Source organism: Sphingomonas sp. CFBP 13733 (assembly GCF_014841795.1).
Classification (GTDB): domain Bacteria; phylum Pseudomonadota; class Alphaproteobacteria; order Sphingomonadales; family Sphingomonadaceae; genus Sphingomonas; species Sphingomonas aerolata.
In genome coordinates this window covers 445,679-472,295 of sequence record NZ_JACYUP010000004.1, presented here as the reverse complement: position 1 = coordinate 472,295, position 26,617 = coordinate 445,679, and the positions used below count along the sequence as shown (strand labels likewise).

At 67.4% G+C, this 26,617-nt stretch carries 30 protein-coding genes; 14 read left to right on the top strand and 16 right to left on the bottom strand.

Annotated features, from left to right (window positions below; all coding sequences use genetic code 11):
• Positions 1–61 precede the first annotated feature (61 nt).
• The 5 genes from IFT71_RS14710 to IFT71_RS14690 all read left to right on the top strand — a co-directional run bounded on the left by IFT71_RS14710 (position 62) and on the right by IFT71_RS14690 (position 5,384).
• Positions 62–1,627 carry a class I adenylate-forming enzyme family protein gene (locus IFT71_RS14710; protein WP_192141767.1) on the top strand — a complete coding sequence of 522 codons (1,566 nt, stop codon included), beginning with the start codon at positions 62–64 and terminating at the stop codon, positions 1,625–1,627.
• Positions 1,624–2,400, top strand: coding sequence for a thioesterase family protein (locus IFT71_RS14705; protein WP_192141765.1), 777 nt, complete (start codon positions 1,624–1,626; stop codon positions 2,398–2,400). The genes IFT71_RS14710 and IFT71_RS14705 overlap by 4 nt, the downstream gene beginning before the upstream one ends.
• Positions 2,401–2,548: 148 nt before the next feature.
• Entirely contained in the window at positions 2,549–3,199 is a 651-nt protein-coding gene (locus IFT71_RS14700) for a hypothetical protein (protein ID WP_192141763.1), read from the top strand.
• Between the two features lie 84 nt (positions 3,200–3,283).
• Complete coding sequence (locus IFT71_RS14695) at positions 3,284–4,003, top strand: response regulator (RefSeq protein WP_031395033.1); 720 nt, start codon at positions 3,284–3,286, stop codon at positions 4,001–4,003.
• Between the two features lie 52 nt (positions 4,004–4,055).
• The gene (locus tag IFT71_RS14690) at positions 4,056–5,384 is read left to right on the top strand and encodes a sensor histidine kinase (protein WP_192141761.1); all 1,329 of its coding nucleotides are present in this window, start codon (positions 4,056–4,058) and stop codon (positions 5,382–5,384) included.
• A 42-nt stretch (positions 5,385–5,426) separates the two neighbouring features.
• Here the strand turns inward: IFT71_RS14690 and IFT71_RS14685 are convergent, their stop codons facing one another.
• From IFT71_RS14685 to IFT71_RS14670, 4 genes are all read right to left on the bottom strand, one after another.
• A complete protein-coding gene (locus tag IFT71_RS14685) occupies positions 5,427–6,716 on the bottom strand; it encodes an MFS transporter (RefSeq protein WP_056406182.1) in 1,290 nt (429 codons plus the stop codon).
• The gene (locus IFT71_RS14680; RefSeq protein WP_244654942.1) at positions 6,716–8,785 is read right to left on the bottom strand and encodes a M3 family metallopeptidase; all 2,070 of its coding nucleotides are present in this window, start codon (positions 8,783–8,785) and stop codon (positions 6,716–6,718) included. Before IFT71_RS14680 ends, IFT71_RS14685 begins: the two co-directional genes overlap by 1 nt.
• A 195-nt stretch (positions 8,786–8,980) precedes the next feature.
• Positions 8,981–9,199 carry a hypothetical protein gene (locus tag IFT71_RS14675; protein ID WP_192141757.1) on the bottom strand — a complete coding sequence of 73 codons (219 nt, stop codon included), beginning with the start codon at positions 9,197–9,199 and terminating at the stop codon, positions 8,981–8,983.
• Entirely contained in the window at positions 9,196–9,930 is a 735-nt protein-coding gene (locus IFT71_RS14670) for a Crp/Fnr family transcriptional regulator (protein ID WP_192071272.1), read from the bottom strand. The genes IFT71_RS14675 and IFT71_RS14670 overlap by 4 nt, the downstream gene beginning before the upstream one ends.
• 122 nt (positions 9,931–10,052) lie before the next feature.
• Between IFT71_RS14670 and gntA the strand changes: the two genes are divergently transcribed.
• A complete protein-coding gene (gene gntA, locus IFT71_RS14665; RefSeq protein ID WP_192141755.1) occupies positions 10,053–10,751 on the top strand; it encodes a guanitoxin biosynthesis heme-dependent pre-guanitoxin N-hydroxylase GntA in 699 nt (232 codons plus the stop codon).
• On the top strand, positions 10,744–11,325 hold the full coding sequence (locus IFT71_RS14660; RefSeq protein ID WP_031439601.1) for a DUF1989 domain-containing protein: 582 nt from the start codon (positions 10,744–10,746) through the stop codon (positions 11,323–11,325). The genes gntA and IFT71_RS14660 overlap by 8 nt, the downstream gene beginning before the upstream one ends.
• A gap of 39 nt (positions 11,326–11,364) precedes the next feature.
• Here the strand turns inward: IFT71_RS14660 and IFT71_RS14655 are convergent, their stop codons facing one another.
• Positions 11,365–11,775 (bottom strand): (deoxy)nucleoside triphosphate pyrophosphohydrolase, encoded by a 411-nt coding sequence (locus IFT71_RS14655; RefSeq protein ID WP_037529009.1) that lies wholly within the window; start codon positions 11,773–11,775, stop codon positions 11,365–11,367.
• Positions 11,776–11,806: 31 nt separating this feature from the next.
• Here IFT71_RS14655 and IFT71_RS14650 point away from each other — a divergent pair, with 31 nt between their 5' ends.
• The gene (locus IFT71_RS14650) at positions 11,807–12,022 is read left to right on the top strand and encodes a Flp family type IVb pilin (RefSeq protein WP_443029542.1); all 216 of its coding nucleotides are present in this window, start codon (positions 11,807–11,809) and stop codon (positions 12,020–12,022) included.
• Positions 12,023–12,142: 120 nt separating this feature from the next.
• On the top strand, positions 12,143–12,313 hold the full coding sequence (locus IFT71_RS14645) for a Flp family type IVb pilin (protein ID WP_183936360.1): 171 nt from the start codon (positions 12,143–12,145) through the stop codon (positions 12,311–12,313).
• A 76-nt stretch (positions 12,314–12,389) separates the two neighbouring features.
• Here the strand turns inward: IFT71_RS14645 and IFT71_RS14640 are convergent, their stop codons facing one another.
• Genes IFT71_RS14640 through IFT71_RS21745 form a run of 4 tightly spaced genes read right to left on the bottom strand, consistent with a single transcriptional unit; the run spans position 12,390 to position 16,343 of the window.
• Complete coding sequence (locus tag IFT71_RS14640; protein ID WP_192071274.1) at positions 12,390–13,337, bottom strand: acetyl-CoA carboxylase carboxyltransferase subunit alpha; 948 nt, start codon at positions 13,335–13,337, stop codon at positions 12,390–12,392.
• A 31-nt stretch (positions 13,338–13,368) separates the two neighbouring features.
• Complete coding sequence (locus IFT71_RS14635; RefSeq protein ID WP_192141753.1) at positions 13,369–14,319, bottom strand: tyrosine-type recombinase/integrase; 951 nt, start codon at positions 14,317–14,319, stop codon at positions 13,369–13,371.
• A 13-nt stretch (positions 14,320–14,332) separates the two neighbouring features.
• Positions 14,333–16,225: a hypothetical protein gene (locus IFT71_RS14630; RefSeq protein WP_192141751.1), complete on the bottom strand. Its 1,893-nt coding sequence runs from the start codon at positions 16,223–16,225 to the stop codon at positions 14,333–14,335.
• A complete protein-coding gene (locus IFT71_RS21745; protein WP_260171443.1) occupies positions 16,209–16,343 on the bottom strand; it encodes a hypothetical protein in 135 nt (44 codons plus the stop codon). Before IFT71_RS21745 ends, IFT71_RS14630 begins: the two co-directional genes overlap by 17 nt.
• Before the next feature lie 103 nt (positions 16,344–16,446).
• On the opposite strand from IFT71_RS21745, the gene IFT71_RS14625 reads away from it, so the two are divergent.
• From IFT71_RS14625 to IFT71_RS14615, 3 genes are read left to right on the top strand one after another with little or no spacing between them, the layout of a single operon-like run.
• Entirely contained in the window at positions 16,447–16,986 is a 540-nt protein-coding gene (locus IFT71_RS14625) for a shikimate kinase (RefSeq protein ID WP_031395245.1), read from the top strand.
• Positions 16,983–18,083, top strand: a complete 1,101-nt coding sequence (aroB, locus tag IFT71_RS14620) for a 3-dehydroquinate synthase (protein ID WP_192141749.1) — start codon at positions 16,983–16,985, stop codon at positions 18,081–18,083. The genes IFT71_RS14625 and aroB overlap by 4 nt, the downstream gene beginning before the upstream one ends.
• Positions 18,083–18,223 carry a DUF2256 domain-containing protein gene (locus IFT71_RS14615; RefSeq protein WP_081874135.1) on the top strand — a complete coding sequence of 47 codons (141 nt, stop codon included), beginning with the start codon at positions 18,083–18,085 and terminating at the stop codon, positions 18,221–18,223. Before aroB ends, IFT71_RS14615 begins: the two co-directional genes overlap by 1 nt.
• Positions 18,224–18,236: 13 nt before the next feature.
• Here IFT71_RS14615 and IFT71_RS14610 read toward each other — a convergent pair whose 3' ends face one another.
• The 5 genes from IFT71_RS14610 to radA all read right to left on the bottom strand — a co-directional run bounded on the left by IFT71_RS14610 (position 18,237) and on the right by radA (position 22,858).
• Positions 18,237–18,566, bottom strand: a complete 330-nt coding sequence (locus IFT71_RS14610) for a DUF423 domain-containing protein (protein WP_192141747.1) — start codon at positions 18,564–18,566, stop codon at positions 18,237–18,239.
• Positions 18,563–20,326, bottom strand: coding sequence for a cation:proton antiporter domain-containing protein (locus IFT71_RS14605; RefSeq protein ID WP_031439608.1), 1,764 nt, complete (start codon positions 20,324–20,326; stop codon positions 18,563–18,565). Before IFT71_RS14605 ends, IFT71_RS14610 begins: the two co-directional genes overlap by 4 nt.
• On the bottom strand, positions 20,326–20,814 hold the full coding sequence (locus IFT71_RS14600) for an iron-sulfur cluster assembly scaffold protein (protein ID WP_183936366.1): 489 nt from the start codon (positions 20,812–20,814) through the stop codon (positions 20,326–20,328). Before IFT71_RS14600 ends, IFT71_RS14605 begins: the two co-directional genes overlap by 1 nt.
• Positions 20,811–21,377, bottom strand: coding sequence for a CvpA family protein (locus IFT71_RS14595; RefSeq protein ID WP_031439610.1), 567 nt, complete (start codon positions 21,375–21,377; stop codon positions 20,811–20,813). Before IFT71_RS14595 ends, IFT71_RS14600 begins: the two co-directional genes overlap by 4 nt.
• Before the next feature lie 110 nt (positions 21,378–21,487).
• Positions 21,488–22,858, bottom strand: coding sequence for a DNA repair protein RadA (radA, locus tag IFT71_RS14590; RefSeq protein ID WP_192141745.1), 1,371 nt, complete (start codon positions 22,856–22,858; stop codon positions 21,488–21,490).
• Positions 22,859–22,982: 124 nt separating this feature from the next.
• Between radA and IFT71_RS14585 the strand changes: the two genes are divergently transcribed.
• The gene (locus IFT71_RS14585) at positions 22,983–24,134 is read left to right on the top strand and encodes a glycosyltransferase family 4 protein (protein ID WP_107929808.1); all 1,152 of its coding nucleotides are present in this window, start codon (positions 22,983–22,985) and stop codon (positions 24,132–24,134) included.
• A 25-nt stretch (positions 24,135–24,159) separates the two neighbouring features.
• Here IFT71_RS14585 and IFT71_RS14580 read toward each other — a convergent pair whose 3' ends face one another.
• Together IFT71_RS14580 and IFT71_RS14575 are read right to left on the bottom strand one after the other, a co-directional pair.
• Positions 24,160–24,450, bottom strand: coding sequence for a DUF2218 domain-containing protein (locus IFT71_RS14580; RefSeq protein WP_192141743.1), 291 nt, complete (start codon positions 24,448–24,450; stop codon positions 24,160–24,162).
• Positions 24,447–25,058: a PadR family transcriptional regulator gene (locus IFT71_RS14575; protein ID WP_446740765.1), complete on the bottom strand. Its 612-nt coding sequence runs from the start codon at positions 25,056–25,058 to the stop codon at positions 24,447–24,449. The genes IFT71_RS14580 and IFT71_RS14575 overlap by 4 nt, the downstream gene beginning before the upstream one ends.
• Before the next feature lie 176 nt (positions 25,059–25,234).
• Between IFT71_RS14575 and IFT71_RS14570 the strand changes: the two genes are divergently transcribed.
• A complete protein-coding gene (locus IFT71_RS14570; RefSeq protein ID WP_192141741.1) occupies positions 25,235–26,554 on the top strand; it encodes a replication-associated recombination protein A in 1,320 nt (439 codons plus the stop codon).
• Positions 26,555–26,617 lie beyond the last annotated feature (63 nt).

Sequence of the window (26,617 nt, the reverse complement as noted above, 5' to 3'; positions counted from 1 at the left end):
GAGTCGTCTTTTCGAATATCGCGTATGGCATTCGACGCGCACTTCGCCTAGCCACGCGGATATGACGATCGCCTCCGATTTGCTCGCTACCGACTTCGCGACCCTGCCGGATCTGATCCGCGCACACGCCCGCGAACGCGGATCCTCGACCGCCATTGCGGATTCGCAGGGCAGTATCGACTATGCGACGCTCGACCGGACGATGGACCGCGTCGCGGCGGCCCTGCAACGCGACGGCATCGCCGCGGGACAGGCGATCGCGATCGTCGCCGCGCCGTCGACCAGCTATCTTTCTGTTTTCCTTGGCGCGGTACGGGCCGGCTGTGTCGCGACGCCAATCGCGCCGTCGGCGACTCCCGCAGCGATCGCGGCGATGATCGCGGACAGCGGCGCACCGATCGTCGTCCTGGACGAGGCCATGGCGCAGGCTCTGGCGAACGAACGCGTCACCGCGCGGATCCTGCTCCTGTCGGACGCCTCCCTGCCGCCCGAGGGGTCCGGCGACGCCGAGCTGTTGGAGCGCTGGCTCGCGCCCGATGGTGCGCGCCCCACGCCCGTGGCGATCGCGCATGGCGATGCCTTCAACATCATTTACTCGTCGGGCACGACCGGCACGCCCAAGGGGATCGTCCAGAGCCATGCGATGCGCTGGGCGCATATCGCGCGCAACAGCGCCGCAGGGTTCGACACCGCGGTCACGATGATCGCGACCCCGCTTTATTCGAACACCACGCTCGTCAGTGTCCTGCCGACGCTCGGCTGGGGCGGCAGCGTCGTACTGATGGGCAAGTTCGACGCGCGCGGCTATCTGACGCTCGCCGAGCGCTACCGCGCGACGCACACGATGCTCGTCCCGGTCCAGTATCAGCGGATCATGGCACTCCCCGATTTCGACGCGTTCGACCTGTCGGCCTTCCGCTTTAAGACGAGCACAAGCGCGCCCTTCTCCGCCGTGCTGAAGGCCGACGTTGTCGCACGCTGGCCAGGGTTGCTCGTCGAGTTCTACGGCATGACCGAAGGCGGGGCGAGCTGCGCGCTCAACGCGACCGCGCATCCGACCAAGCTGCATAGCGTGGGTCAGCCGATGCCGGGGCACGAGATCCGCCTGATCGACGACGACGGTGTCGAGGTGCCGCCGGGCGAAATGGGCGAGGTCGTCGGCCGCTCGCCCGCGATGATGAATGGCTATCACGGCCGTAGCGACGCGACGCGCGACGCCGAGTGGTATGATGCCGAGGGCAACCGCTATATTCGCCACGGCGATGTCGGTCGGTTCGACGAGGACGGCTTTCTTATCCTGATGGATCGCAAGAAGGACCTGATCATCTCGGGCGGGTTCAACATCTACCCCTCCGACCTCGAGGCGGTGCTTGGCACACATCCCGACGTCGCCGACTGCGCGGTCATTGGCATGCCGTCCGAGGCGTGGGGCGAGACGCCGGTCGCGGTCATCGTCCCTCGCTCCCCAGCGGCGAACCCGGCGGAAATCCTCGCGTGGACAAACGCGCAGCTCGGCAAGACCCAGCGCCTGTCAAGCATCCATCCGACCAGCGAACTCCCCCGGAGCGTGATCGGCAAGGTGCTCAAACGCGAGCTGCGCGATTCCCTGACGGGCACGCCGGCATGATCAGTCTCCGACAGGCGATCGACGCGCTGCAACCGACCGAGGACGGCTGGCGTGGGACCGTTCCGGAGAACTGGCTGCAGGGGCGCACCGCCTATGGCGGGTTCTCGGCCGCGCTCGCGCTGCATGCCGCGCAAATGTCGGACACCGACCTGCCACCGCTCCGGTCGGCGCAAGTCTCGTTCATCGGGCCGCTGTCAGGCGACATCGTCATCCGCGCGACGCGGCTAAGACGCGGCCGCAATGCCGCGTTCGTCCAGGCGGACGTCGAAAGCGCGGCAGGGCTCGGGCTGCGCGCCACCTTCGTCTTCATGGGGCCGATCGCCTCGCGCGTCGACCACCACACCGGCACCGCGCCCGCCTTCGCGGTACCCGACGCCGACACCGCGACCTATCGCGGCCACAGCGCGGTCGCCTTCTCGCGCAATTTCGATCTGCTCGACCGGCGCGACGACAGCGTCGGCCCCGCCGAATGGTTGCGCTGGGTCCGGCTGGCGGATCGCGAGGGGCTCGATTCGATGGTCGAGCTGATCGCGGTCGCGGACTGCCTGCCACCCTCCGCGCTCAAGCTGCTCGGCGGGCCGGCACCGCTCAGCTCGATGACCTGGCTGCTCAACATTCTCGGCCCGCAGCCGGTGACGCAGGATGGCTGGTGGCTGCTGCGCGCGACGACCGACTATGTCCGCGACGGCAGTTCGAGCCAGTCGATGGCGATCTGGAACGCGCAAGGCCTGCCGATCGCCGAACAGATGCAGAGCGTCGCGATCTTCGCCTGACGGCCACGTCAGGTCGGCCGCGCGCGAATGTGACCTGCACGATACAGATTGCGACAGTTTATCCCTCACCTGACAAAGCGTCGTGACAGCCGACCGTCATAACCGGGACATTCGATGGGGATCAGCCCCGTCCGACCGGAGATACGCGATGCGCAAGACCCTGCTCACGCTGGCGCTGACCGCCAGCAGCTTTGCCGCCACGGCATGCGGCGCACAGTCCGCCCCCGCCGACCGCGCCGACGCCGCCGCCACCAGCGCCGCCAATCGCGCCGCGCTGCAGACGACCATAGCCGGCCAGACGCAGGCGGCGCCCGAAGCTGCCCCCCGCGGTCCCGGCCCGCGGCACGCAGGCCGGATGCGCGGCGGGCCTATGATGCAGGCTGACACCGATCGCGACGGCGTCCTCACCCGCGCCGAAGTCGTCGCGCAGGCAGAGGCCCAGTTCGCCCGATTGGACGCCGACGGCGACGGCATCGTGACCGCGGCCGAACGTCAGGCGGCACGCGAAGCGATGCGCGACCGTCGCGAGGCCCGGATGGCGGCACGCGGCAAGACGCTCCCGCCCGAGCGTGCCGGCATGGCGGACGGCAGGAAGGGCCAGATGATGCGCGGCAAGCGCGGCGGCGGTGACGGCGTGCTCACGCGGGCCGAATTCATCGACCGTGCCGGGCAGCGTTTCGACCGGATGGACGCCAATCGTGACGGACGGCTCGACGCGAGCGAGCGGCCGGATCGCCGTGCGATGCGCCATGGTCGCGGGCACCGGATGGACCGGCCGGGCGGCGATACCGATCAGTAATCCGCCCCCCTGCCCCTGCGTGCCGGACGGTCTGCGATCGTCCGGCGCTTCCTTTGGACACGCACCATGCTAGACGTCGCCCCCATGGGAGACATGCCGCATCTGTTGCTCGTCGATGACGAGCGTTCGATCCGCGAGCCGCTGGCCGCCTATCTGACCAAGCAGGGATTTCGCGTCACGCAGGCGGGCGACGCGGAGGCCGCGCGGACGCGGCTGACCGCCTATGCGATTGACCTCGTCATTCTCGACATCATGATGCCGGGCGAGGACGGGCTGAGCCTGTGCCGCCACATCGCCGCGACCAGCGACGTGCCGGTCATCCTGCTGACCGCGCGCGCCGAGGAAACCGACCGGATCGTCGGGCTGGAAATGGGCGCGGACGACTATGTCGTGAAGCCCTTCTCGCCGCGCGAACTCGCGACGCGCGTGAAGGTCGTCCTGCGCCGCGCCACCGCGGGCGGCGCACGTCAGCATGCGCCCGAGGCCAATTCCTACGCCTTTGCCGGCTGGGTGCTGAAATCGGGCGAACGCGCGCTGGTCGACCGTGAAGGCGTGTCGGTGCCGTTGTCGACCGGCGAGTACAACCTGCTGCTCGCGCTCGTCACGCGACCGCGCCAGGTCCTGACCCGCGACCAGCTGCTCGATCTGACCCAGGGGCGCGAGGCCGCCGCGTTCGATCGCGCGATCGACAATCAGGTCAGCCGGCTGCGGCGCAAGATCGAGGCGGATGCGAAGACGCCCGAACTGATCAAGACGGTCTGGGGCGGCGGCTATACGCTGGCGGCAGAGGTCATCCGCCTGTGATCACGCACCCGTGACGGCGTCCCGACCCTGGCCGCGCAGTCTGGCAGGGCAGATGGCGCTGCTGATCGCACTCGCTCTGTTCGTCGCGCAGGCGATCAATTTCGGGCTCATCCTTCGCGACAGGACCGAATTTCGTCTCGCCCAGGCGACGCGACCGGTGGCGACGCGGATTGCCGATGCGCTCGAACGCGAGGCGCATGCCGGGCGACCGCTGACCGCCGACCGCGGCCGGGTCCGTCGACTGGCGACCAACCCGATCGCCCCGTTCGCCTATCAACGGCATCCGGAGGTCGCGGCGGAACTCCGTCGCCAGCTTGCCGACCAAGGGCTGACGGTGGGCCGGATCGATACCGGTCTGCGCCCGGTTTCCGACGACGATGCAGAGCCCCGGCGGCGGAAGGGTCTTCGCAACACCAACCGGCAGGGTGATCGACAGGGCGACCGGCAGGGCGGAACGCTGGTGATCGCGGTCGAACAGCCGGGCCGCGGGTGGCTGGCGATCACCGCGCCGTGGCCGCAGCCGGGCTGGCGGCTGCTGTTCGCACTGTTGAGCCAGACCGCAATCCTGTACGTCATCGTGCTATTGCCAGTGCTGTGGATCGTCCGGCGGATGTCGCGCCCGTTGCGCGATCTGCGCGCTGCGGCGGAGGCGTTCCGGCCGGGTGAGCCGGGCATCGCGCTGTCGGTTCGCGGCCCCGACGACGTCGCCGCGCTGGTCGCCGCATTCAACGCGCTGCGGCTGCGCGTCACCGCGATGCTCGACGAGAAGGATCGGATGCTCGGTGCGATCGGCCATGACCTGCGCACGCCGCTGGCAGCACTGCGTGTCCGCATCGAGTCTGTCGAGGACGACACCGATCGCACCCGGATGGCAGACACGATTGCCGAGATGAACCGCACGCTCGACGACATCCTTTCGCTCGCCCGGCTCGGCCGCCCGAGCGAGCCACCGACCGATGTCGATCTGGCGGCGCTGGTCGACGCGGTGGTCGAGGATTTCCGCGATATCGGTGACAACGTGACGTTCGTCGAGGCGGGCCGACTGCGGATGCACCTGCGGCCCTCGCTGATCCGGCGTGCGGTTCGCAATCTGATCGAGAATGCGGTCAAATATGGCGTGTCGGCGGAGGTCCGCGTCGAGGCGGACGCGCGTCGCGTCGCGATCATCGTCGCCGATCAGGGACCCGGGATCCCCGAGGATCGCATGGGCGACGTCTTCGACGCGTTCACCCGGCTTGAAACGTCACGCAATCGCGAAACCGGTGGTATCGGACTGGGCCTTGCGCTCGCCCGCGCCATCATCCGCGAGGCCGGCGGCGAGATCCGCCTCGTCAACCGCACGGGCGGCGGCCTGGACGCGATCATCGAACTCCCGCGCTGACCGGTCTTCCCCCTCCCCACCGGAGAGGGGGACAATGCTCGCCTAGTCCTCGACGATCTGGCTGTTGGTCCGCGTATCCTTCATCCGCAGATACACGATCAGCGACACCGCGATCATCCCGGTCACATACCAGTAGAAGCCGCGCTCGAACCCGGAATCCTTGAACTTGAGCGCGACATATTCGGCGGTCCCGCCGAACAGCGTGTTGGCGAGCGCGTAGGGCAAGGCCACGCCCAGCGCCCGGATGTGTGCGGGGAACAGCTCGGCCTTCACGACCGCGTTAATCGAGGTGTAGCCCGTCACGATCAGCAGCGCCGCCATGACGAGCAACCCGGCATAGATCGGGTTGGTCGCGGTCTCGAGCGCGGTGAAGATCGGATAGGTGAACAGCACGCCTGCAATGCCGAACGCGATCATCAGCGGCTTGCGGCCGACCCGATCCGACAGCCCGCCCGCGATCGGCTGGAGCAGCATGAACACGAACAGCGTCGCGGCATTGATCTGGCTCGCGACCTCGCGGCTGAAGCCGCTCGTGTTCACCAGGAACTTCTGCATGTAGATCGAGTAGGCATAGAAGGCGAGCGTACCGCCTGCGGTCAGCAGCATCACCGTCATCGTCTCACGGGGATGCTTGGTGATCAGCTGGAGGAAGCCCGACTTGGGCTTGCCGTCGCCCGCCTCGGACTTGGCATTCTCGAAGCTCTGCGTCTCGGCCAGCCCGCGACGAATGTAGAACACGACCACGGCGAGGACCGCACCGATCGCGAACGGAATGCGCCAGCCCCAAGAATCGAGTGCCGCCTCGCTCATCGTCGACTGCAGCACCAGCAGGACGCAGATCGCGAGCAGTTGGCCCGAGATCAGCGTGACATACTGGAACGACGAGAAGAAGCCGCGGCGATCCTTGCCTGCCATTTCGGTCAGATACGTCGCCGACGCGCCATATTCACCGCCGACCGACAGCCCCTGCATCAGGCGTGCGATCACCAGCATGATCGGCGCGAACACGCCAATCGTCTCGTATCCCGGCGTGCATGCGATGATCAGCGAGCCTGCGCACATCAGCGTCACCGCGACCGTCAGCCCCGCCTTGCGGCCGTGGCGATCCGAATAGACTCCCATGATCCACGCGCCGATCGGCCGCATCAGGAAGCCGACGGCAAAGATCGCCGCCGCACTAAGCAGCTGCGCGGTGCGATCCGTCGACGGGAAGAAATGCGGTGCGAAGTAGAGCGTGAAGGCGGAATAGACGTACCAGTCGAACCACTCGACGAGATTGCCGGTCGATCCGCCGATGATCGCTTTCAGGCGTGTCTTCTGATCGGGGGCCATTATTTCGCGTCCTGTGCGGCTTGAGTTGGGGCAAAGCCGCGCTTCTTGAGCAACGCGTTCACATCCGGGTCGCGACCGCGAAAGGCGCGATACGCCTCGGCACGATCGGTCTCGTTACCCGTCGACAGAAGGAGCCTGGCGAACTTGTCCGCGGTCGGCTTGTCCCAGGGGCTGCCCGCCTCCTCGAACGCAGCGAACGTGTCCGCGTCCATCGTCTCGGACCAGAGATAGCTGTAATAGCCCGCCGAATAGCTGTCGGACGAGAACAGATGCTGGAACTGCGGCACGCGGTGACGCATCACCAGCTGCTTCGGCATGCCGATTTCGGCGAGCGTCGCCGCCTCGAACTTGTCCGGGTCGATCACGCCATTGGCCACGGTGTGGATCTTCATGTCGACGATTGCCGACGACAGATATTCCGCGGTGGCGAAACCCTGGTTGAACGTCCGTGACTTCTCGATCTTGTCGAGCAGATCCTGCGGCATCGCCGCCTTGGTCTGGTAATGCCGCGCATATTTGTCGAGCACGTCGCGGGTGAGCAGCCAATGCTCGTTCACCTGGCTCGGATATTCGACGAAGTCGCGCGGCGTCCCTGCAAGGCCCGGATACTGGACGTTCTGCAGCATCGCGTGGATCGCATGGCCGAATTCGTGGAACAGCGTCTGCGCATCGTCGAGGCTGATCAGGATCGGCTCGCCGGGTGCGCCCTTGGCGAAGTTATTGTTGTTCGACGACAGCACCAGCTGCGCCGGGGCAAGCCCGCGCTGCCCGCGATAGGTGTTCGCCCAGGCGCCCGAGCGCTTGCCGGTCCGCGCGAAATCGTCGCGGTAGAACAGCCCGACATCCTTGCCGGCCTTGTCCGTCACGCTCCACACACGCATGTTCGGCTCGAACACCGGCACCGTGCCGGTGATCTCCTTGAAGTTCAGCCCGTACAGCCGGTTGGCGGCGTAGAGCGATCCCTGGATGATGTTGCCGAGCTCGAAATACGGCTTGAGCTGCGCCTGGTCGAGATCGTAGCGGCTCTTGCGGACCTTCTCCTGATAGAAGCGGTAATCCCAGGGCTCGATCGTCAGCGACGCGCCGGCGATCTTCTGCATGTCGGCGACCTCTTCGGCGACGCGCCCCTTGGCGGCGGGCCAGACGCGCATCATCAGGTCCATCGCCGCGGCGGGCGTCTTGGCCATCGTGTCCTGCATCCGCCAGTCGGCATGCGTCTTGAACCCGAGCAGATGCGCGCGGTCGGCACGCAGCTTGACGATCTGCGCGATCGTCGCGTTCGTGTCGTTGGCATCGCCGTTATCGCCGCGATTGACGAACGCGCGCCACACCTTCTCACGCAGGGCGCGGTCGGTCGCGTAGGTCAGCACCGGATCGACCGCGCTGCGCGTGTTGACGATCGCGAAGCCCGGCAGCTTGCGCTCGGCCGCCGCGGCCTTGGCGACCGCCTTCACGCTGTCGGGAAGCCCGGCCAGCTGCGCTTCGTCGGTGACCGAGATCGCCTTGCTCTCGTCGGCGAGCAACTTCTCGCCAAAGGTCGAGAACTGCGTCGCGAGCTGCTGGTTATACTGAGAAAGCTGCGCCTTCTGGGCATCGTTCAGTTTCGCGCCCTGGCGCACATAGCTGTCATAGATCCGCGTCACGAGCCGGATCTGCTGCGCGTCCAGCCCGCTCGAATTGCGCGCGTCGTAGACCGCCTGGATCCGCGCAAACAACGGCTTGTCGAACGTGATCGCATCCGACGCGGCGGAGAATTTTGGCGACCATTCGCGGTCGAGCTTCTGATAGGCGGGCGTGTTCATGTTGCCCGTCATCACGCCGAACAGCGTCATCACCTGCCCGTAGCGCTTGCCCGCAAGCTGGATCGGCACGATCGTGTTCGCGAAGGTCGGCTTGGCCGGGTTGTCGGCGATCTTGCGATATTCGGCGGTGCGCTCCGCCAGCGTCGTCTGGAACGCCTGCGGGAACAGTTCGGGGCGGACCTTGTCCCAGGGCGGTACCCCGCCGGCGGGGCCGGTCCAGTCGGCAAGCAGCGGATTGGCGGAGGGCGCGACCGCGGTCTGCGCCATGGTAGATGCTGACGCCATCAATGCGGCTGCACTGATTGCGAGGGGTAGAAAATGCACATGGTTCTCCCGGACGATGTTGACGCCATCATAGAGACAATGTGCAGATGCGGAACCCCGCGTGCCGCGGCGCCCCCCCCCGACCCGCGCCGGCAGGCCGTGTCCAGGGCGCCAAAGGACCGGTCAGGCTGCCCGGGACTAGACGTCGTCAGACGCCTCTGAATGCCGATCCATAGCGTTTGAAGGCGGGGACTGCTGTTCAGCCAGACGTGCCGCCTCGATCAGCCGGCGGCCCGTTTCGGCCGCCGCCGCGGGCGTCATCGCGATCGCCAGGCCATTGGGACCATCGAGCGTTACCTGCCCCTGCTCGGCCGCCGCCACGCCCGGCTCGTCCTCCGGCTTCAACCTGTCGTTCATGCAAAGGCTCCGGCGGGGGTGGCGCTCGTCCCGTAAAGATAGTCGGGCTGAAATTCACCAACACTCGCCAGCCCGGCTGGATCCATGATCTCGACGGTATTTGCCCGGAATGTCACCAGCTTGCGCTCTCGCAGCAAGCGCAGCACGCGATTGACGTGGACGCCGGTGATGCCGCAGGCCTCCGCCAGATCGGGCTGGGTCATCGGCAGCGCGTAGCAGCCGTCCTTCGCCAAGCCGACCATCGCCAGTCGTGCGTAGATCTCGCAGAACAGATGCGCCACGCGGCCCTCGGCGCCGAGCCGCCCCATCCGGAAAATCCATTCGCGGTGCATCGCCGCATCGAGCAGCGTGCTGAACCAGAGCCGCTGCGTCAGATGCGGATGCCGTTCGGTGATCGTCTTCAGCGTCTCATGTTCGAACGTCGCGACCTTTACCGGCCCCAATGTGGCGACGTCATGATCCAGCCGCTTCATCGGGAAGGCGTGAAGATCGACAAAATCCCCCGGGATATGGACGGCGACGAGCTGCCGCAGACCATCCCGATCATCCATGTAACGGCAGATGAACCCTTCGAGCAGCAGCGTGCTCGTCTGGACGGGCTGGCCGGCACGCACGAGGCGATGGCGCGGCGGCAGCGACCTTACCTCGGCGACGCTGTCCTCCAGGATCTGCTTTTCCTGTGCGCTCAGGTCCTCGCGGCCTCGGCCCAGCAAAAATTTTTCCGTCAGCATGCCTGTTTCCCCACCGCAATACCGCGCACGTGACGCGCTCATCAGCGGATTCATATTGATCGAGATGAGTCAATCGCGTCGAAGGCGAAACAAAGCCGCCGGCCATCTGTTCCTCGTCGACCATGTATCAGCCGCAATCCCAAAACGACCATCCGCTCGCACGCGCGTTCATCGCGACGATCAAGGACACTGCTTTTCCATGTGTCGGCGCCAAGTCGGCGCTGGCGAAGGGGCAGATGGACATCATCGTCGCGCGCGACCTTCGATCGGCATGGGACGATCTACGCATCCTGCCGATGCTGGGCGACACGGTCCGCAAATATCATGAGGACCGCGCGATTTTCCGGACGCTCGTGGTGCTGTTCGAAGGTCCGGCCGACAGTGCCACGCACCTGAGCGAAGAGGAATTCGAAGCGCACCTCTGGGCGCGGGCCCAGTCGCTGAGCGACAAGGACGCGTGGCTAGGCCATCGTCCCGATCCCTCGGTCAGCGCCGATCCCGACGATCCGCATTTTTCGCTGAGCTTTTCCGGCGAGGCGTTTTTCGTCGTCGGCCTGCATCCGCAGGCCAGCCGCCCCGCGCGTCGTTTCGAGGCGCCGGCGATGGTGTTCAACCTCCACGATCAGTTCGAGGTGCTGCGGACGCAACAGCGCTACGATAAGTTGCGCACGTCGATCCTGGCGCGCGATCTCGAGCTGGCGGGGTCGATGAACCCGATGCTTGCGCGGCACGGCGAATCGAGCGAGGCACGCCAGTATAGCGGGCGGGCCGTCGACGATTCTTGGAAATGCCCGTTCAAGCGGAGCAGTGCACATGGTTGAGACGATCAGTCCCCGGTCGGGGACCGCCTTCACGCTCGATCGCGGCCAGACGCTGACCGTGATCGATCCCGAGGGCCGGCAGGTCGCCGATCTTCTGGCTTATAGCCGCGCCGACACGCGCGAAGTGATTTCGTCCGGGCGGACGCTGGACTATGCCAGCCGGCTGTATCTCACCACGGGCGACCGGCTCTATTCGAACCGCAGCACCGTGATGCTCGACATCATCGCCGACGATGTCGGCCGGCATGATTTCCTGCTGACGCCGTGTTCGAAGGAAACCTTCGCGATCATCTACGGCGACACCGATCCGCACCGGGGCTGCTTCGGCAATCTCGCGGCGGCGCTCGCGCCTTATGGTATCGAGCCGGATGCGATCCCGGTCGCGTTCAACTGCTTCATGAACGTGCCGATCGATGGCACGACGGGGGCGTTCACGGTCGAACCACCGCTCAGCCGCGCCGGCGACACCGTCACGTTCCGCGCAGAGATGGACCTGATCATCGGCTTGACCGCCTGTTCCGCGCTCCAGTCCAATGGCGGTGCGTTCAAACCGATCCAGTACCGGATCGACTGACGCCGTCTGCCCTTTGGCGCCGAAACGCCGGAGGTGAGCTCACAACAAGGCGTCGAGCAGTCCGATCAACGGCCGGTCGGCAGGTGGCATCGGCAGGTCGTGCATGTCCGCCGGGCGGACCCAGCGCAACGCGGATGCCTCGAGCGCGCGCGGCACGCCGGTCCATTTGCGCGTGATATAGAGAAGCAGGAGCAGATGCCGGTCGTCGAGCGGCGCACTGGCGAAGGCGGCGGGGGCAAGGCAGGCCTGCGGCACGGTGATCGCCAGTTCCTCTTCCAACTCGCGGATCAAGGCGGCTTCGGGCGTTTCGCCTGGCTCGACCTTGCCGCCCGGAAACTCCCACAGACCTGCAAGCGAGCGGCCCTCGGGGCGCTGCTGTAGCAGGACGCGGCCGTCCGCATCGACCAGCGCGGCGGCGACGACCGGCAACAAGTAAGCGACTTTGGTCATTCGTTAATCTCCGCGCTGTATAGGGCATGCCATGAAGCCGAAGCTGATCGTCGTAAAGACCATGCGTCGCAAGATCCGCGCCGCTGCGGCCGCGCTCATCACCGACCGGCGCGGCGCTACCGCAGTCGAATACGGCCTTATTCTTGCGCTCGTCGTTCTCGGCATGATTGCCGGACTCGTCTATCTTGCTGATGGCACTACGGCGCTCTGGAGCATGCTGCACAACCGAGTAGCTAACGCGCGCTAACCATAGCAAAAATCCGCCCGTTTAAGCTTTTCTCAATGGGTCACGTCTAGTCACGGAATTGCTGATCCGGTGTAGCCCCGGGCGGCCGGGTGACTGATGCTTTTAACGATGGAGACCGGAATGCAGACGCTTCGGAAAATTTTCAAGAACACCAAGGGCGCAACCGCAATCGAGTACGGCCTGATCGCCGCGCTGATCGCCGTCGCAGCCATCGCCGCAATGCAGGGCCTGGGTGGCAGCCTGAACAAGACGTTCAACAACGTCTCGACCAAGCTGAACGCATCGAGCTGATCTCGACGATCCTCGGATCGAAACGGTCGGCATAGGGCGGCGAACCTCCGGGTTCGCCGCCCTTTTGCTATGGGGGTCAGAGACGACCCATCTTGAGGAACTTGGCCTGGCGTTCCTTGCGCAGCTCGACCGGCGACAACGGAACAAGCGAGTCTAGTGCATCCGTCAGCGCGTCGCCCAACGCGTCAATCGCCACCGCGCGGTCACGGTGCGCGCCACCCAGCGGTTCGGGGACGATCGTGTCGATCACGCCGAACGCCTTCAAATCCTGCGCGGTGATGCGCATCGCCTCCGCCGCCTCGGCCGCCTTGTCCGCGGTACGCCACAGGATCGACGCGCAGCCTTCGGGGCTGATCACCGAGTAGATGGCATGTTCGAACATGAGCACGCGATTGCCCGCCGCCAGCGCGACCGCGCCACCTGATCCGCCCTCGCCGACGATCGCCGAGACGATTGGCACGCCTGCGTTCAGGCAGGCTTCGGTCGACCGGGCGATCGCCTCCGCCTGTCCGCGCTCTTCCGCCTGGATGCCGGGAAACGCCCCCGACGTATCGACTAGCGTCACGATCGGCAGGCCGAAACGGTCGGCGAGTTCAACGAGGCGGATCGCCTTGCGATAGCCCTCGGGCTTGCCCATGCCGAAATTGTGCCGCAACCGGCTCGCGGTATCGTCGCCCTTCTCATGGCCGAGCACCATGATCTTGCGGCCGCGGAACGTCGCAAAGCCTCCCAGGATCGCCTGGTCGTCGCCGAACGCCCGGTCACCGGCGAGCGGCACGAATTCCTCGAACAGCGCGGCCGCATAATCCTTGAAGTGCGGCCGCTCGGGATGGCGCGCGACCTGCGTCTTCTGCCACGGCGTCAACCGGGCGAAGGTGTCCTTCAGCAGCTTGTCGGATTTCGCCTGCAACCGCATGATATCGGCGGACAGATCGAGATTGCCATCGCTGGCGGTCTCACGAAGTTCGTCGATCCGCCCCTGCAGTTCGGCGATGGGTTTCTCAAAGTCGAGGAAGCTTGGCATCCGCGTCGGTTACGGGGCGCGCGCCGGAACGTCAACGTGAGGTCGCGTGCTCCGGATCGGTCAGGGGGTGGCGGGTGTTGACGAGCTCGATCAGTTTGCTCGCCTCGACATGCGTATAGATCTCCGTGGTCGCGATATCGGCATGCCCGAGCATCGCCTGCAACGCCCTCAGATCGGCGCCACCCGCGAGCAGATGCGTCGCGAAGGCGTGGCGCAGGACATGCGGGCTGACGCGGTCGGGGGGCACCCCCGCCTCTGCGGCCAGCGCCTTGACGATCTGGTACAGGCGAATCCGTGACAAATGCCCCTTGCCGGAAGGGAACAGCCACGGCTGATCCGCCGCGACATGCGTGCGCCACAGCGCGACGGCGGCACGCGCCCGGTCGGAAATCGGCACGAGCCGCTCGCGCCCGCCCTTGCCGCGCAGGATCAGGAACGGCCGGTCGGGATGCACCGCGGCGCGTGGCAGGCTGACGAGCTCGGTCGCACGCAACCCCGATCCGTAAAGCAGTTCGATCAGCGCGGAGAGCCGCAGGTCGGCCGGATCCATCGGATCGCGCGCGACGCGCTCGACGATCGCGGCGAACAACCGGTCGACATCGGCATGGCTGAGGATCTTCGGCAAGGGCCGTGCCGTGCCCGGCCGCGGCAGCGCCTTGCCCGGATCGTCACTGCGATGCCCTTCGTCGGCGAGAAATCCGAAGAACCGGCGCAAGGCTGCAGACTTGCGGCCGACCGTCGCGCGCGACAGGCTGCTCCAGCTGTCCGCCAGCCGCCCCAGCGCATCGCCATCCGCGCGGGCCAGCCCGCCCTCCGCAACGCGTGATGCGAGCATGAGATCGCTGCGATACGCCGCGATCGTGTTCGCCGCAGCGCCCGATTCCGCCGCCATCATCTCGAGGAACCGCTCGATCAGCGCCCGGTCGCTCGCTGGCAGCGGCGCGCGCTCGACCGGATTGGCCCCGGCGACCGCATCGGTCATGATCGCGACCGCGTCACGCGCGCGCGATCGCCTCGGCCGCGATCATCCGCGCTTCGCCCTCGAGACCCACGGCGCGCAGGGCCGCCACGATCCGGTACAAGGCCTCGGGCGGCATGCCGTGCCAGCTGGCGGTCTGCATGCCCGTCGCCGCGAGCAGCGCGACCGTCCCCGGCTGGCCCGCTCGCGCTGCCTTGTCGAGCGCACGCGTCCAGCCATTCTCGGTGCCGATCGGAACCGCCAGCGCCTGCGCGGCCCGTTCGATATCGCCCGCGCTCAGACGCCCGAGACCGGCCAGTCCGGCGAACAGCAGACGCTGCTTCAGGGCTGAATCGCCACGGCCGCCGCTATAGGCCGCCAAATCGCCATAGCTCAGGCGACCGGTCGCATCGGGATCCGCCAGCGCGATCATCGCCCAGCCATCGCCCCCCTTGGCGACCGTGCCACGCCAGCGCGCCGCCGTCCGGTCGAGCCCCGCGGACAGCATCGCGGCGACCATCCGGTCCGCATCGCGTTCGCCATTTGCGGGCGGGATCCGTGCCGCCGCCCGCGCGGTCAGCACCATCCGGGCATAGGACGGCCACGCGTCCTCCGCCTTGCCCCAGATCGATCGCAGCGCGGTCATCCGGGTTTCGGCATTGCGGTCGGCATAGGCGGTCCGCAGGTCCTGCACGATCGCGGACGCCGCGCTCTGCACGCTGTCGTCCGCCTCCGCCGCGGCATAGAGATCGACCAGCGCCGCGCTCGACAGAACGCCTTGCGCCGCGGCGGCGTCCGCGGCGGGCAGGCGGTCGGCGATCGTCATCGCAGGCGACAGCGCCCGCCAATAGGTCGCCTGCACGCCGACGGTCCGGTACAGCGCATCGGGAACGGCGACGCCGGTCGCCATCGCCAGGCCGAACCGCCACGAAGTCAGCTGGTCGACCGAATCCCATTCGATCGTGACCGCCTGACGCCCCTGCCCGCCCGCGCCGACGACCTTCTGCGCGAGCAGCATGTCGACGCCCGACGCGACGTTGCGGCGCCGTGCCGCGGTGATCAGCGTGCCGGCCTGGGTCGGCGATCCCGACAGCCCCGCGCACATCGCCTGCGCCATCGTCCAGCCGCGTGCCGGCGCGCGTAGCATCGCGCCCTCGACGAGCGGGCACAACGCCCCCGGATCGCCCGCGGCGAGACCGGCATTCATCGCCACCTGATAGAGTTTGGGTGTGTAATTGCCGGTATCGACGCCCTGCACCACCGCACGCGCGGCGACGGACTCGCCCATGCGCAGCAACAGCCAGGCGCGCTCGGCGGCGAAATCCGCGCCGTTGACGCCGACCGGGGTCTCGACCCGCGACACGAGCGCTCGCCGCAACAGGATCGACATCCAGCGCGACGGGAGCGGCGCACTCAACCGCCGCATCAGCGTTTCGAGATAGGGGCCCTCGGCATCGCCGAACGCGTCGGCCGCAAGGCCGCCCTCGCCGGGACCGATCGGCCCCACACGGTCGAGCGAACGGCGGGCCGAGGCCGGCATCTCATATTGCGCGAGCACCGCCGGATCGATCGGTGGCGGCGTGTCAGCGGCAGGCGTCGTCGTCAGCGGCGCAATGCTGCCATCGGGTGCGGGCAGCGGCTGGATCGTCGCCATCCCGGCCGGCGGCGCCGGAACGGGAGCGCCGGGGGACGCGGTCGGGCCCGAAGACGGGGTCGACGGTGCAGACCGCGCTGGCGCCGACCCGTTGGGCTGCGATTGCGCCGGGCTGGGGGCCGGCGGAGTCCGGCGCGGCGCAGGGGCTGGCGTCGTGTCACCGAAACCAGGCGGCAGGAGTGATTCCGGTCGGTCCTGCCCGATCGCCGGCGCGAGCGCGGCAAGGCTGCAGGCGGCGGCGAGCGCCGCCAGCGTGACCTTAGGACAGGTTCGCAAGCGTCACGGCCTTCTCGACTTGCGTCTGCGGGCGCTCCGTGGCGCGACCGGCGAGCAGGAACAACCCACCGACGACGACGACCAGGATAACGACGACCGAGACTATCAGGCGGGACATACGCAAAACCTTGTAATGACTGATAGGACATTGCTGACGGATGCGAATAGGCATGCGGATGCCGTTTCCCCCCGCGCAGTGCCGCTGTATAGCGCGGACCGCGATGTTGCAAAGCCACAACCCGATTGCCCCCTGGAGCGGCCCCCCGATCGTGCTCGTCGGCCTTATGGGCGTGGGCAAGACCACCGTCGGCCGCCGCCTCGCGCACCGCTTGCGGCTGCCCTTCGTCGACGCCGATCACGAGATCGAGGCGGCGTCCGGCATGAGCGTGAGCGAGATCTTCGCCAAATATGGCGAGGCCTATTTCCGCGACGGCGAGCGCCGCGTGATCGCGCGGCTGATTGACGGCACGCCGAAGGTCATCGCGACCGGCGGCGGCGCGTTCATCAACGACGAGACGCGCAGCCTGATCCTCGCCGAAGCCACCGCGATCTGGCTCAGCGCACCGCCCGAGATCCTCGTCGAGCGCGTCGGGCGTCGCAACACCCGCCCCCTGCTGCGCAACCGCGACGCGGGCCAGGTGCTTGCCGAGCTCGCGCGCGTCCGCAACCCGATCTACGCCAAGGCGCATATCCATATCGCCAGCAACAAGGCGCCGCACGAGGCGACCGTCGCCTCCATCCTGAAAGCCATCGGCCTATGACCGTCATCACCGTGAATCTGGGCGCACGGACCTATCCGATCCATATCCGGGCCGGCCTGCTCGAGGATGCCGGCGATCATCTGGCGCCGCTCGCGCGTGGTCGGACGATGGCGATCGTCACCGACGAAAATCTGAGCGGCCATCTGGCGACACTGCAGGCGTCACTCACGGCGCACGGCGTCGCGAGCGAGGCGATCGTTCTTTCGCCCGGCGAGGGATCGAAGAGCTGGGCGACGCTGGAGCGGCTGTGCGACCGACTGCTCGACATCGGCATCGAGCGCGGCGATCACGTCGTCGCGCTCGGCGGCGGGGTGATCGGCGATCTCGTCGGCTTTGCCTGCGCCATCCTCAAGCGGGGCTGCCGCTTCGTCCAGATCCCGACCACGTTGCTCGCGCAGGTCGACAGTTCGGTCGGCGGCAAGACCGCGATCAACACGCGTGTGGGCAAGAACCTGATCGGCGCCTTCCACCAGCCGGCGATGGTCCTGATCGATCCGCAGGTGCTCGACACGCTGCCGATCCGCGAGCTGCGCGCGGGCTATGCCGAGGTGGTGAAATACGGGCTGATCGACGACCCCGCCTTCTTCGCCTGGTGCGAGGCGAACGGCGCGGCGTTGCTCGCCGGCGACATCGCGCTGCGCGAATACGCCATCATCCACAGCGTCTCGGCAAAGGCCCGCATCGTCGCGGCGGACGAGCATGAGACGACCGGCACGCGCGCGCTGCTCAATCTGGGCCACACCTTCGGCCATGCGCTCGAGGCCGAGACGGGCTTCTCGCAGACGCTGATCCACGGTGAGGGCGTCGCCGCGGGCTGTGCGCTGGCGTTCCGCTATTCGGCGGCCCACGGACTGTGCCCGCGCGACGAGGCCGACCGGGTGGCGGCGCACTGGCGCGCGGTTCAGCTCCCCGACGGACTGGCCGGCGCGCATGTCGCCGCGGATGGCGCGACGCTCGTCGATCACATGCGCCACGACAAGAAGATGGCGGCGGGCACCCTGCCCTTCCTGCTCGCCCGCGGGATCGGCCGGACCTATCTCGACACGACCGTCGATCTCGCCGATGTCGCCGCCTTCCTCGACGCGGAGCCCCGCTGATGCCCAATGGCGTTGCCAAGCAGAACCTGCCGACGAAGATTTGCCCCGCCTGCGAACGGCCCTTCACCTGGCGCAAAAAATGGGCGCGAGACTGGGATTCGGTGATCTACTGCTCGGATGCCTGCCGCAAGAAACGCTAGCGCAGCAGCACCGTCAGCTGCGCGCTGCGCTCCACGCCAGCCACAGCCAGCCGCCAATCAGCAACGCGCCGCCGATCGGCGTGATCGCACCCAACCAGCGCGGCGCCCCCAGCGCCATGGCGTAGAGCGTCAGCGCAAAGATCGCTGCGCCGATGACGAACAGCCATGCCGGCCCCCGCGCCTCCATCCGCACCGCGACCAGCGCCGCGACGACATGGATCAGCTGATACTGCGCGCCCGTCTTCAACCACTCCACAGCAGCACCGCTTGCGCCATGCGCACCGAACGCCCCCGCCGCGACCGCGATGGCGCCCGACAGCGCTGCCAGAACGACGAGCATCATTGTGGATCATTCCCCCATGGAAAACGCTGCGCGGTTTCGGTGCGCGCCGCGCGAATGTCGCCGGCGGCGATCTGGATGCGCAACCGCTCCTTGTCGCGCGCCCGATACGCTTCCTCCGCGCGATCGATCTCGGCCGGCGCAACGCCGAGCCCGCGCAGTGCCAGCCGCGCCATCTTCACCGCCGATTCGAGAACTTCGCGAACGACATAGGTCGCCGGGCCGTTCTTCAGCTTGACCAGCGTGCGGCGATCGAACGCGCGGACATAGATCTCCGCCTTGGGAAACGCCTCGTGGATCGCCGCGATCGTCTCGGGTTCTATCTGATCGCCGTCGATGCACATGCAGATGAGTTCGGCGTCCGCCGCCCCCGCCTGGCGCAACAGGTCGAGCCGGGTGCCGTCGCCGTAATAGACCTTGGCCCCGAACTCGCCTGCAATGTCGATCATCTCGATATCGGTATCGATCAGCGTGACCGGGATGCCCTGTGCCAGCAGCATCTGACCGACCGTCTGCCCGAACCGACCATAGCCGACGATGATCGCATTGGCGCCGTCGGCGACCGGGCCCTCGCGATCGGTGCCCGGGGCAATCGGCTCGGTCCGGAACCGGCGGGTGATCCCCATCAGGAACGGCGTCGTCGCCATCGACAGCGTGATGATCGCGCCGAACAGGCTCGCCGCTTCCGGATCGATCAGCAGCCCCGCCTGCGCCTGCGCGAACAGCACGAACCCGAATTCGCCGCCCTGGCTCAGCAACAGGCCGAGCGCGAAGGCCTGCCGCCAGGTCATCTTGAACGCCATGCCGATCGCCATGATCACGCCGGTCTTCGTCGCGATCAGCGCCGCGGCCATCGCCAGCACGAACAGCGGCCGCTCGGCGATCGCGCCGAGATCGAGCAGCATGCCGACCGCGAGGAAGAACAGCCCGAGCAGGATCGACCGGAACGGCTCGACATCGGCCTCCAGCTCATGCCGATACGGACTGTCCGCGAGCATCACGCCGGCGATGAACGCACCGAGCGCGGTCGACAGGCCGAGCCATTCCATCACCGCGGCGCTGGCGATGACCGTGAACAGCCCGGCGAACACGAACATCTCGCGCTCGCCCATATTTCCGATCAGCCGGAAGAACGGCCGCAAGAGAAACCGCCCGGCGATGATCAGCCCGACGACCGCGGCGACCGTGTAGAGCGCGAGCAGCCATCCCGGCGGCGCATTCGCATCGGCGGGATTACGGCTCATCGCCGCGACGATCGTGATCAGCGGGACGATCGACAGATCCTGGAACAGCAGGATCGAGAAGGCGCGCTCGCCAAAGGGCGTCCGCATCCGCCCCGAGGATTGCAGCATCGGCAACACCTGCGCGGTCGACGACAGCGCGAGCGGCAGCCCCAAGGCGAGCGCGGCGGGCAGCGAGAAGCGCGCGCCGAGCCACACGATCGCGGTGATCGCGAGACCGCAGGCAACCACCTGCATCAGGCCCAGCCCGAAGATCTCATGCTTCATCCGCCACAGCCGGCTCGGGTTGAGCTCGAGCCCGACGATGAACAGCAGCAACGTGATACCGAGTTCGGCAAAGCCGAGCTTGGCCTCCGCGTCACCCACCAGCCCCAGGACATGCGGCCCGACGACCGCCCCTGCGACGAGATAGCCCAGCGTCGCGCCGAGGCCGATCCTTCGGAACAGCAGTACGAACACCAGCCCGAAGCCGAGCAGGACCACCCCGTCCCGCAACAGCGACGTCGGCGTGCCGTCATGCATCAGACATCGGTCCCGGCAGATGCGCTCGCGGGGGCCGTGACCGACACCTCCGCATGACCCGACGCAGTGTTCGCCGCGGCCTCGGCCGCCTCCGCCGCCGCTTCGAAGGCGAGGCGGATCGACGGATGCCGCGCGGTATAGTCGAGTGCGGGTGCGAAGACATCCATCCCGGGCCAGTCGGGCGCATCGCCGGTGCGCGCGAGCCAGGCGGTGATCGCATCGCGTGCCGCCGCCAGCTCCGCAGGCGTCCGCCCGACGATGCTCGAGGCGAGCAACGACGAGGACGCCTGACCCAGCGCACAGGCGCGCACCAGCAGCCCAACCGCGGCGACGCGCCCATCCGCGCCCATATCGACGTCCACCGTCACGCGGCTGCCGCAGATCGGCGAGCGGCGTTCCGCAGTCGCCATCGGCGCGGTCAGGCGCTCATGATACGGAATCGACGCGGCAAGACGCAGGATCTCGGCATTGTAGAGGGGGGCGTTCATGGGGTCGGCTCACTTGCGGTATCGGATCGGGAAACGTTCGGCTTCGTGCCGAACACCGGTTTGCCGCGGCGGCGGCGATCGACGAAATCGGCGATGCTCGCGCTTGTCGCATTGAGCAGCGGATAGGTGCGCGAGCGGGTCATCCATTCGGGCCGCCGCGCCGCACCGCCGCTCATCGTGTCGATCACCAGCGTCGCCAGCAGGAAGACGAGGCTTGCGAGGATCAGTCCCTTCAGCGCCCCGAACCCGAATCCGAGCGCGCGGTCGACCGGTCCCAGGATCGACGTCCGCGTCCGCGCACCGATCGCGTTGGCGACGAGCCGCCCGCCGATATAGGTAAGCCCGGTGATGAGCGCGAAGGCGAGCACGGCCGCACCGCTGACGGTCCCGATGACCGGCGTCAGCGCCGCCGCGACGGGGATGTGAAACAACTTGAGCATCGCGACCATCGCGACCCAGGCGAACATCGAGAGCACCTCGGTCACGAATCCGCGAATCAGGCCGAGCACGGCGGCGCCGGCAACCGCGAGCAGGACGATGACATCGAGGGCGGTGAGGTTCATGATGTCTGGAATAGGGACGAGTGCCGCGAACCGCTAGTGCAGCCGCGCGAACCGCCCGTTCATCGCCACCCCGTGGTCGCCGGCCCCGACGCCGGACGCCTCGGCCCGACTCATCCCCGCCCGAGCATGTGGTCCACGAACGCGGCGAGCGTCTTGAACCCCGACAGCCGCATGCCGCTCTTCTCGTCGCTCATCGACGCGGGGACCAGCGCGCGCTCGAACCCCAGCTTGCTCGCTTCCTTCAGACGCAGCGGACCGTGCGCGACCGGCCGGATCTCGCCCGACAAGGCGACCTCGCCGAACGCGACCGCGTCGACCGGTACGGGACGCTCCGCCATCGCCGATATCAGCGCCGCGGCTACCGCGAGATCGGCGGCCGGATCCTGCACGCGGTACCCGCCGGCAATGTTCAGATAGACCTCGGCCGACGAGAAGCTCAGCCCGCACCGCGCCTCGAGCACCGCGAGGATCATCGCCAGCCGCCCCGAATCCCATCCGACGACCGCGCGCCTCGGCGTCGCGCCGCTCGCCAGCCGCACCGTCAACGCCTGGATCTCGACCAGCACCGGTCGCGTCCCCTCCAGCGCCGGGAACACCGTCGCGCCGGTCATCGCGTCGTCGCGCGTCGTCAGGAACAGCGACGACGGGTTGCCGACCTCCGCCAGCCCCTCGGTCTGCATCGAGAAGACGCCGATCTCGTCGGTGCCGCCGAAGCGGTTCTTGATCGCGCGCAGGATCCGGTACTGATGACTGCGCTCGCCTTCGAAGCTCAGCACCGTGTCGACCATGTGTTCGAGCACGCGCGGCCCCGCGATGCTGCCGTCCTTCGTCACATGGCCGACCAGCACGACCGCGGTCCCGCGCGCCTTGGCGAACCGGATCAGCTCCTGCGCCGATGCCCGTACCTGGCTGACCGTGCCGGGTGCGCCTTCGATCAGGTCGGAATGCATCGTCTGGATCGAATCGATCACCAGCATCGCCGGCGGTCTTGTCTGCAGCGTCGTCAGGATGTCGCGCGTCGAGGTCGCCGCCGCGAGCTGCACCGGCGCGTTGCCGAGCCCGAGACGCCGCGCGCGCAGCCGGACCTGGTCCGCCGCCTCCTCGCCCGAGACATAGGCCACCGACTGGCCGGCAAGCGCCATCTTCGCTGCCGCCTGCAACAGCAAGGTCGACTTGCCGATCCCGGGATCGCCGCCGATCAGCGTCGCCGACCCCTCGACGAAGCCCCCGCCCAGCGCACGGTCGAGCTCGGCGATGCCGGTCGCCATCCGGTCAGGCAGCTTGATCTCCGCATCCAGCCCGACGAGCTGGATCGCGCGGCCGCCGGTCTGGAGATTGTGCTTCGAATGAAACGGCGTCGCGGCGGTATTAGCCTCCTCAACCAGCGTGTTCCACTCGTGGCAGTCGGCGCATTGCCCGGCCCAGCGCGATGCGACCGAACCGCACGCCTGACACACATACCGTTTCTGAATTTTCGCCATCGCCGCGGTGTAGCCAGATAGGAACGATAAGGGAACAGCGATCACCCGCGCGGCGAAACGCCACCGCCTCGGCGACAGAGGATTGTCTGGCGCTAACCGACGGGCAACGCTATCCGCCCGAGCGATGCAGCCGACCGACCTCCGCGTGGCCCTGTTTAGCGGCAACTATAATTACGTCCGCGATGGTGCGAACCAGTCGCTGAACCTGCTCGTCGGCCATTTGCTGTCGCGCGGCGTGAAAGTGCGGGTCTATTCGCCGACGGTTGCGGAGCCCGCCTTCCCCGCGATCGGCGATCTGGTCGACGTGCCCGCGATCCCGCTGGTCGGCGGACGCGGCGAATATCGCGCCGCACTCGGGATCACGCCGCGCGTCCGCCGCGACATCGACGCGTTCGCTCCCAATATCGTCCATGTCTCGGCGCCCGAGTTTCTCGGCCATGCCGCGGTCGCCTATGCGCGCAAACGCGACATCGCGACCGTCGCCTCCTTCCACACCCGGTTCGAGACCTATTTCCGCTATTACCGGCTCGGCTTCCTCGAGCCGATCGCGAAGAAGCGGCTGACGCGCTTCTACAACCGTGTGGAAGAGGTCCTGGTGCCCGGCCCCAGCATGGCCGAGCTGCTCCGCGGCTGGGGCGTGAAGTCGTCGATCGGTATCTGGTCGCGCGGTATCGATCACGCGCGGTTCGACCCGGCGCGGCGCGACACGGCCTGGCGCCGATCGCTCGGCATCGCGGACGACGAGATGGTGGTCGGGTTTCTCGGCCGGCTGGTGAAGGAAAAGGGGCTCGACGTCTTTGCGGACGTGGTCACCGAATTGCGCCGCCGCGGCGTGCCGCACCGTGTCGTCGTCGTCGGCCAGGGTCCTGCGCGCGACTGGTTCGCGGGCCATGTCCCTGAAGCCGTGTTCGCCGGCTTCCAGTCGGGCGACGCGCTCGGACGCGCAGTCGCGTCGATGGACGTGTTCTTCAACCCGAGCATCACCGAGACCTTCGGCAACGTGACGCTCGAGGCGATGGCGGCGGGCGTGCCCGTGGTCGCCGCGCGCGCGACCGGCGCGGTCGACCTGATCGAGGACGGCACGACCGGCTTCCTCGTACCGCCCACCGATATCGCCGCCTATGCGGATGCGATCGGTCGGATCGTGTCGGATCCCGCGCTCCGGCAGTCGATGGGCGAAGCCGGGCACGCCAAGGCCGCGGGCTATCGCTGGGACACGATCAACCAGACGGTACTCGACACCTATCTCGCGGTGACGGCGCGCCGGCACCGGTGATTGAATGCGACGCGCGACCGTCCGGTTATGCGTCCACCCAGTCGAACGTCAGCGGCGCCTCGCGAAACGCGAACCGGTCGAGATGACTCGACACCACATCGCGCATCCGTTCGACATCCCCGCCCTCGGGCACCGACAGCGCGACGTCGAGCGTCTGGCTGTCCGCACGCATATCGAGCACCGCGCCACCCGGAAACGCGATACGCCCCTCCTGTTCGGTGAAGCGCACCTCCATCTTGTGGCTCCAGTGCTTGGCGAGCTGCTGAAGGTACCGGCTGGCCGATTGCGTCGGCACGCGTGCGACCGACACGCTCACTTCACGCGCTCGATCTTTTGCACGACCTCATCGATCAGCGCCGCCACCTGGTGCGCCGCCTCTTCCGAAAAGCCGTCGCCGAGCAGCCGGTCCTGCACCGCATGGCGCAGATTGCCCATCGCGCGCCGGATGGGGGCCCGATCCGCGCGTTCGCGGTGCTCGCCGACCGCGGCCAGCCGCGCCATCAACGCCGCGACCTGCTCTGCATTCTCGTCGAGATGCGTGGTGCCGGCCGGCGTGATCGCAAAGCGCTTCTTGGCGCCTTCGGACTGCTGCTCCTCGATTAACGCCATCTCGTCGAGCAGCGTGATCGTCGGATAGACCACGCCCGGACTCGGCGCATAGGCGCCCCCGGTCAACTCCTCGATCGCGCGGATCAGGTCATAGCCGTGGCGCGGTGAGTCGGCGATCAGCCTGAGCAGGACGAGGCGCAGTTCACCCCCGTCGAACATCCGCCGCTGCCGCCCGCCACCCGGCCGCTCACCCTCACCCGGCCCCCAGGCGAAGGCGAAGCGCCCGCCGCCCCGACCGCCGCCATAGCCGCCGCCCATCGCGGCATGGTGTCCGTCACGATGACCGCATCCGCGGCCGTGCATGTGCATGAACATTCGAATCTCCTGTCGAGCGCATCCCGATACGTGCAAGATATATCTTCAGCTGCGCTTCGCAAGATCTCTCAAGATATATCTTTTGCATGTCTTGGGCAGGAGACGCGTCATCAGACAGCGGAACGCGAGGCTAGGCCCAGGGTGGCAGAGTCGGGCGTATCGACTACATTGCGAGCATGGCCGACCTTTTTGCGGGTTTCGAACCCGCCCCCCCAACCGACGCGCATCCCGAAAACGCACCGCTCGCCGATCGCCTGCGTCCGCGGACGCTCGACGAGGTTGTCGGGCAGGATCACATCACCGGCGCAGGCGGCGCGATCGGGCGCATGGTGGCGGCGGGACGACTGTCGTCGATCATCCTCTGGGGACCGCCCGGCACCGGCAAGACGACGATCGCGCGCCTGCTCGCCGACGCGGTTGATCTGCGGTTCGTCGCGATCTCCGCGGTGTTCTCGGGCGTGGCCGATCTGAAAAAGGCGTTTGCCGAAGCCCGCGACCATGCGCGGCTGGGCAAGCGTACGCTGTTGTTCGTCGACGAGATCCACCGCTTCAATCGCGCGCAGCAGGACGGGTTTCTTCCCTATGTGGAAGACGGCACTGTGACGCTGGTCGGCGCGACGACGGAGAACCCGTCCTTCGAGCTCAATGCAGCACTGCTCAGCCGTGCGCAGGTCCTGATCCTCGAGCGACTGGGCCGCGGCGCGCTCGAGCTGCTGCTGACCCGCGCCGCGACGCTGATGGACCGCCCGCTCCCGCTCACGCCCGAGGCGACCGATGCGCTGATCGCCAGTGCCGATGGCGATGGACGGTTCCTGCTCAACCAGGCCGAGACGCTATTCTCGGTCGACCTGCCTGAACCGCTCGATCCGGCGGGGCTGTCGAACTTCCTCCAGCGCCGCGTCGCGGTGTACGACAAGGATCGCGAAGGGCATTACAACCTCATCAGCGCGCTACACAAATCGATCCGCGGCAGCGATCCGCAGGCGGCGCTCTATTATCTCGGACGTATGCTTACCGCGGGCGAGGAACCGCTGTTCCTGCTGCGCCGCCTGACGCGCGCCGCGGTCGAGGATATCGGTCTCGCCGACCCTCAGGCGCTCGTCCAGTGCATCGCCGCCAAGGACACCTATGATTTCCTTGGCAGTCCGGAAGGCGAACTCGCGATCGCCCAGGCCTGCGTCTATCTCGCCACCGCGCCCAAATCGAACGCGGTCTACAAGGCGCAGAAGGCGGCCTGGAAATCGGCGCGCGAGACGGGGTCGCTGATGCCGCCCGCCGCGATCCGCAACGCCCCCACCAAGCTCATGCGCGATATCGGCTATGGCAAGGGCTATGCCTATGACCATGACGCCGAGAACGCCTTTTCGGGGTCGGACTATTGGCCCGACGAGATGACGCCGCAGACCTTCTACGCGCCGACCGACCGCGGGTTCGAAAAGCGTATTGCCGAGCGCCTCGCCTGGTGGGACGAGCGCCGCCAGGCCAAGGACGCCTAGCTCCGCATGAACGCCTGCGAGACGATCGGATCCCCCGCGCCCCGCAGGGTCGATGCGCCCTGT

What these genes read in the sequence shown, in the direction of transcription:
- IFT71_RS14710 (WP_192141767.1), top strand. Translation starts at nt 62, where the DNA reads ATGACGATCGCCTCCGATTTGCTCGCTACCGACTTCGCGACCCTGCCG.
- IFT71_RS14705 (WP_192141765.1), top strand. Translation starts at nt 1,624, where the DNA reads ATGATCAGTCTCCGACAGGCGATCGACGCGCTGCAACCGACCGAGGAC.
- IFT71_RS14700 (WP_192141763.1), top strand. Translation starts at nt 2,549, where the DNA reads ATGCGCAAGACCCTGCTCACGCTGGCGCTGACCGCCAGCAGCTTTGCC.
- IFT71_RS14695 (WP_031395033.1), top strand. Translation starts at nt 3,284, where the DNA reads ATGGGAGACATGCCGCATCTGTTGCTCGTCGATGACGAGCGTTCGATC.
- IFT71_RS14690 (WP_192141761.1), top strand. Translation starts at nt 4,056, where the DNA reads ATGGCGCTGCTGATCGCACTCGCTCTGTTCGTCGCGCAGGCGATCAAT.
- IFT71_RS14685 (WP_056406182.1), bottom strand. Translation starts at nt 6,716, where the DNA reads ATGGCCCCCGATCAGAAGACACGCCTGAAAGCGATCATCGGCGGATCG.
- IFT71_RS14680 (WP_244654942.1), bottom strand. Translation starts at nt 8,785, where the DNA reads ATGGCGCAGACCGCGGTCGCGCCCTCCGCCAATCCGCTGCTTGCCGAC.
- IFT71_RS14675 (WP_192141757.1), bottom strand. Translation starts at nt 9,199, where the DNA reads ATGAACGACAGGTTGAAGCCGGAGGACGAGCCGGGCGTGGCGGCGGCC.
- IFT71_RS14670 (WP_192071272.1), bottom strand. Translation starts at nt 9,930, where the DNA reads ATGCTGACGGAAAAATTTTTGCTGGGCCGAGGCCGCGAGGACCTGAGC.
- gntA (WP_192141755.1), top strand. Translation starts at nt 10,053, where the DNA reads ATGTATCAGCCGCAATCCCAAAACGACCATCCGCTCGCACGCGCGTTC.
- IFT71_RS14660 (WP_031439601.1), top strand. Translation starts at nt 10,744, where the DNA reads ATGGTTGAGACGATCAGTCCCCGGTCGGGGACCGCCTTCACGCTCGAT.
- IFT71_RS14655 (WP_037529009.1), bottom strand. Translation starts at nt 11,775, where the DNA reads ATGACCAAAGTCGCTTACTTGTTGCCGGTCGTCGCCGCCGCGCTGGTC.
- IFT71_RS14650 (WP_443029542.1), top strand. Translation starts at nt 11,807, where the DNA reads ATGAAGCCGAAGCTGATCGTCGTAAAGACCATGCGTCGCAAGATCCGC.
- IFT71_RS14645 (WP_183936360.1), top strand. Translation starts at nt 12,143, where the DNA reads ATGCAGACGCTTCGGAAAATTTTCAAGAACACCAAGGGCGCAACCGCA.
- IFT71_RS14640 (WP_192071274.1), bottom strand. Translation starts at nt 13,337, where the DNA reads ATGCCAAGCTTCCTCGACTTTGAGAAACCCATCGCCGAACTGCAGGGG.
- IFT71_RS14635 (WP_192141753.1), bottom strand. Translation starts at nt 14,319, where the DNA reads ATGACCGATGCGGTCGCCGGGGCCAATCCGGTCGAGCGCGCGCCGCTG.
- IFT71_RS21745 (WP_260171443.1), bottom strand. Translation starts at nt 16,343, where the DNA reads ATGTCCCGCCTGATAGTCTCGGTCGTCGTTATCCTGGTCGTCGTCGTC.
- IFT71_RS14625 (WP_031395245.1), top strand. Translation starts at nt 16,447, where the DNA reads ATGTTGCAAAGCCACAACCCGATTGCCCCCTGGAGCGGCCCCCCGATC.
- aroB (WP_192141749.1), top strand. Translation starts at nt 16,983, where the DNA reads ATGACCGTCATCACCGTGAATCTGGGCGCACGGACCTATCCGATCCAT.
- IFT71_RS14615 (WP_081874135.1), top strand. Translation starts at nt 18,083, where the DNA reads ATGCCCAATGGCGTTGCCAAGCAGAACCTGCCGACGAAGATTTGCCCC.
- IFT71_RS14610 (WP_192141747.1), bottom strand. Translation starts at nt 18,566, where the DNA reads ATGATGCTCGTCGTTCTGGCAGCGCTGTCGGGCGCCATCGCGGTCGCG.
- IFT71_RS14605 (WP_031439608.1), bottom strand. Translation starts at nt 20,326, where the DNA reads ATGCATGACGGCACGCCGACGTCGCTGTTGCGGGACGGGGTGGTCCTG.
- IFT71_RS14600 (WP_183936366.1), bottom strand. Translation starts at nt 20,814, where the DNA reads ATGAACGCCCCCCTCTACAATGCCGAGATCCTGCGTCTTGCCGCGTCG.
- IFT71_RS14595 (WP_031439610.1), bottom strand. Translation starts at nt 21,377, where the DNA reads ATGAACCTCACCGCCCTCGATGTCATCGTCCTGCTCGCGGTTGCCGGC.
- radA (WP_192141745.1), bottom strand. Translation starts at nt 22,858, where the DNA reads ATGGCGAAAATTCAGAAACGGTATGTGTGTCAGGCGTGCGGTTCGGTC.
- IFT71_RS14585 (WP_107929808.1), top strand. Translation starts at nt 22,983, where the DNA reads ATGCAGCCGACCGACCTCCGCGTGGCCCTGTTTAGCGGCAACTATAAT.
- IFT71_RS14575 (WP_446740765.1), bottom strand. Translation starts at nt 25,058, where the DNA reads ATGTTCATGCACATGCACGGCCGCGGATGCGGTCATCGTGACGGACAC.
- IFT71_RS14570 (WP_192141741.1), top strand. Translation starts at nt 25,235, where the DNA reads ATGGCCGACCTTTTTGCGGGTTTCGAACCCGCCCCCCCAACCGACGCG.